The following is a 3,952-nucleotide window of genomic DNA, read 5'->3' as shown; positions in this document are numbered from 1 at the left end:
AAGCGAGGAAGCCAGGAGAGCCCGCAGGACGCGGGCGAAAGGCGGAGCCGGGACAGGACGTCCCGTCTCCGCCGGTCCGTCAGGCAGACGAGCGAAGTGAAGGTACCGCGCTAGCGGCGCGAGGACCGCCGGCCCAAAAGTGGACTTGGTCTGCGCACTTTTCGTTAGCCTTTCGCCGGGAAAACCGATCCGCTTCACAACTGTAGAAACGGATAACTATTTCTGTGGTTTATAATTAGTTTATTTCATGCGAAAAGCTGCTCGTTAACCGGCATGGGCGATTACTATTAGCCGCATAAACGGCTTCTGCCGTGCAGAATAAGATTTGTGAGGAGTGTCACCGGTGATTAGTGTTTTTGACATGTTTAAAGTGGGCATCGGCCCATCCAGTTCACATACCGTCGGCCCGATGAAAGCGGGCAAGCAGTTTGTTGATCTGCTGGCCGAACAAGGCAAATTGCAGGACGTGACGCGCGTGGCGGTCGACGTCTACGGTTCGCTGTCGCTCACTGGCAAAGGTCACCACACCGATATCGCGATTATCATGGGCCTGGCGGGTTTCGAACCGGCCACCGTGGATATCGACGGCATTCCCGCGTTCATCAAAGACGTGGAGCAACGCGAACGTCTGCTGTTAGCCAAGGGCGCGCGTGAAGTGGATTTTCCACGTGAAGGCGGCATGGTGTTCCGCAGCGAAAACCTGTCGCTGCATGAGAATGGCATGACGGTGTTCGCTTTCGCTGGCGACCTGCTGATTCTGAGCAAAACCTACTATTCCATCGGTGGCGGTTTCATCGTTGATGAAGAGCATTTCGGCCAGCCGGTGCTGAACGAAGTTTCTGTGCCGTGGCCGTTCCACTCTGCTAAAGAGCTGCTCAGCCATTGTCGCGAAAGCGGTCTGTCGCTGTCGGGTTTGGTGATGAAGAACGAACTGGCGCTGCATACTCGCGACGAGATTCACGCCTATTTTGGTCATGTGTGGCAAACCATGCAGGCCTGTATTGATCGCGGTCTCAATACCGAAGGCGTGCTGCCGGGCCCACTGCGCGTACCACGTCGCGCAGCTTCCTTGCGCCGCCTGCTGGTTTCATCTTCTAAGCATTCGAAAGATCCGATGGATGTGATCGACTGGGTGAACATGTTCGCGCTAGCGGTCAATGAAGAGAATGCGGCCGGTGGCCGTGTGGTGACAGCACCCACCAACGGTGCCTGCGGCATCGTGCCGGCGGTGTTGGCCTATTACGATCACTTTATCGAACCCGTTACGCCCGATATCTTTATCCGCTACTTCCTCGCCTCTGGCGCTATTGGCGTGCTGTACAAAATGAACGCCTCTATTTCGGGTGCCGAAGTGGGTTGCCAGGGCGAAGTCGGCGTGGCGTGCTCCATGGCGGCGGCCGGTCTGGCGGAACTGCTCGGCGGCAGCCCGGAGCAAGTGTGTGTCGCGGCGGAAATCGGCATGGAGCACAATCTGGGATTAACCTGCGATCCGGTCGCCGGTCAGGTTCAGGTGCCGTGCATTGAGCGCAACGCCATCGCTTCCGTGAAAGCCATCAACTCCGCGCGCATGGCGCTACGTCGCACCAGTGAACCGCGCGTGTCGCTGGATAAAGTGATTGAGACCATGTACGAAACCGGTAAGGACATGAACGCCAAATACCGTGAAACCTCACGCGGTGGATTGGCGATTAAGGTCCAGTGCGACTAATACTCCGCTGATGATTAAAGCATCAGTTGACTATTTTTCTGCATCTGTTGCTACCTCCAACTGAGTAAACCAGATACATTGATTTTGCGCGCGGCCCTTTGTGGCCGCGCTTTTTTTAGTGCCGTATTTTTTATTCAGCCGCGCTAAACCTGGCCGCCTCAATGCCGATAACCTACACGTTAATTTGGCTTCAATCTTTGTTTTGCAAGGTGGTTACTGATGCTCATTCCCCAGCAATTTGTGGGTCAATTTCGCCGTAAGCGACTGCTTATTGCGTTAGTGATCGCCTCGCTGGTTCTGGTCCTAACGCTAACTTTTCGTTATATCGAAGAGAAATCGCGCATTGAGCAGCAGTCGCTGAATTTCGCCACCCGCGCGATTGAACGCTTTGATCGTATGTTCTCGCCGCTGGATGTTTCCGCCAACAACACGCTCGGTCTGGTTGGCGTTCCTTGTGCGCAAGTGCGTTATCCGCTGATTGAGAAAATTGCCGCGCTGCAAACCGTACGCACCGTGCTGTTGGTTCAGGAAGACACGCTCTACTGCTCCAGCATTTTCGGCCCGCAACACCTCTCCTTCAGCCAAACCTACCCTGAGTTAGCCATCAATAATCAGCGCATGATGTTAGCCACGGATAATGATTTGCTGAAAGGATCGCCGGTGCTGCTGCTGTGGACGCCAAAATCGCTGGATAACCGCGAAGGTCTGCTGCAAGTCATTAATATTGAGTTGATGACCAACTATCTGCTCGAGCCGCAGTTGCCGTGGGTGGAGCGCGCGATCTTTAACGTCGGTGGTCAGAGCCTTGAATACGGCAATCCGCTGATTGAGCAAACCGAACCGTCTGAAGATGAAGTGGCTTACGATCAGGCATCGCTGCGTTATCCGTTCAGCATCACCTTGTACGGCCCTTCACCCGCCTGGCTGGCGCTCAACACGCTGCCTTCTCAGTTGCCGCTGGCGCTGATGCTGAGCCTGCTGATGGGTTACATCGTCTGGCTGGCGACCGCCAACCGTATGAGTCTCAGCTGGCAGATCAGTTATGGCATCACCGCTAACGAATTTATGGTCTATTGCCAGCCGCTGATTAACGCCAAAAGCGGCGAGTGTGACGGCATGGAACTGCTGCTGCGCTGGCATAACCAACGTCAGGGCTGGATTGCGCCGGACGTGTTTATTCCGCTCGCCGAGCGCCAGAACCTGATCGCGCCGTTAACCCGCTTCGTACTGGCGAAAGTGGTGGATGAGCTGCCCAACCTGCCGCAATGTCCGTCGTTCCATATTGCGATTAACGTTGCCGCCAGCCATTTCCGCGATCGCGCCATTGTGGAAGATCTGCAGAATATCTGGTGGCCCGCCAATCCGATGCCGAAACTGGTGGTCGAGCTGACGGAGCGTGATGCCCTGCCGATTATCGATCAATCGGTGGTGTCGCAGCTGCATGAGATTGGTGTGCGTCTGGCAATTGATGATTTCGGTACTGGCCACAGTTCGCTGGCTTACCTGAAAGACCTCAAACCGGACGTGCTTAAAATCGACAAGATTTTTACTGCCGCCATTGGCACCGACGCCATTAACGCGACCGTGACCGATATGGTGATCTCGCTGGCGCAGCGCCTGAATATTTCGCTGGTGGCGGAAGGTGTGGAAACTGCGGAACAGGCGCACTATTTGCGTGAGCGCGGCGTTGACCATCTGCAAGGCTATTTCTACGCGCGTCCCATGCCGATTGAAGATTTCCCGCAGTGGCTGGAGCAGCATCAGGCGCAGTTAAGCGCATAAAAAAACGGCCACTTATGTGGCCGTTTTTACTCGCATCAATCAGCTTACTTACTCGGCGTGTTCTTCGTGATCGAATGGCTTATCTTTGGTCACGCGCACCAGGTCGATACGGTAATCGGTCGCCTCAATCACCTGGAAGTGCAGCGGCGGCAAATCAATCACCTCGCCCGGCAGCGGCAGCTGGCCTTTCTGCGCAATCAACAAACCGGCTAACGAAGCGTGATCTTCATCGGCCTTCACTAATTCGTGATGATCCAGCAGCTGTTGCAGCGAGTGCAGATCGGTACCGCCCTTCACTAACCAACCGTCGCCATCGGCAATGATATCTGGCGTTTCATCTTCATCCGGGAACTCACCAGCAATCGCTTCCAGCACGTCCAGCGGCGTGATTAAGCCCTGTACCACACCAAACTCGTTGGTAACAATCACGAAGCTACCTTTGGCACGACGCAACACGCCCAG

At 55.2% G+C, this 3,952-nt stretch carries 3 protein-coding genes; 2 read left to right on the top strand and 1 reads right to left on the bottom strand.

The annotated features are described in order from the left end of the window. Positions 1 to 343 precede the first annotated feature (343 nt). Complete coding sequence (locus RTM06_RS11525; protein WP_312182291.1) at positions 344 to 1,708, top strand: L-serine ammonia-lyase; 1,365 nt, start codon at positions 344 to 346, stop codon at positions 1,706 to 1,708. 219 nt (positions 1,709 to 1,927) lie between these two features. Further along, entirely contained in the window at positions 1,928 to 3,490 is a 1,563-nt protein-coding gene (locus RTM06_RS11520; RefSeq protein ID WP_293797378.1) for an EAL domain-containing protein, read from the top strand. A 48-nt stretch (positions 3,491 to 3,538) separates the two neighbouring features. Here RTM06_RS11520 and RTM06_RS11515 read toward each other — a convergent pair. Then, positions 3,539 to 3,952, bottom strand: a 414-nt coding sequence (locus RTM06_RS11515) for a transporter associated domain-containing protein (RefSeq protein ID WP_312182289.1), incomplete at its 5' end; no start/stop codon positions are given.

Source organism: Pantoea sp. CTOTU46764, assembly GCF_031974595.1.
Classification (GTDB): Bacteria; Pseudomonadota; Gammaproteobacteria; order Enterobacterales; family Enterobacteriaceae; genus Pantoea; species Pantoea trifolii.
This window is presented reverse-complemented; position numbering and strand designations above follow the sequence as displayed.

Excerpts from the sequence above, each read along its gene's own strand:
- RTM06_RS11520 (WP_293797378.1), top strand. The coding sequence starts at position 1,928 with ATGCTCATTCCCCAGCAATTTGTGGGTCAATTTCGCCGTAAGCGACTG.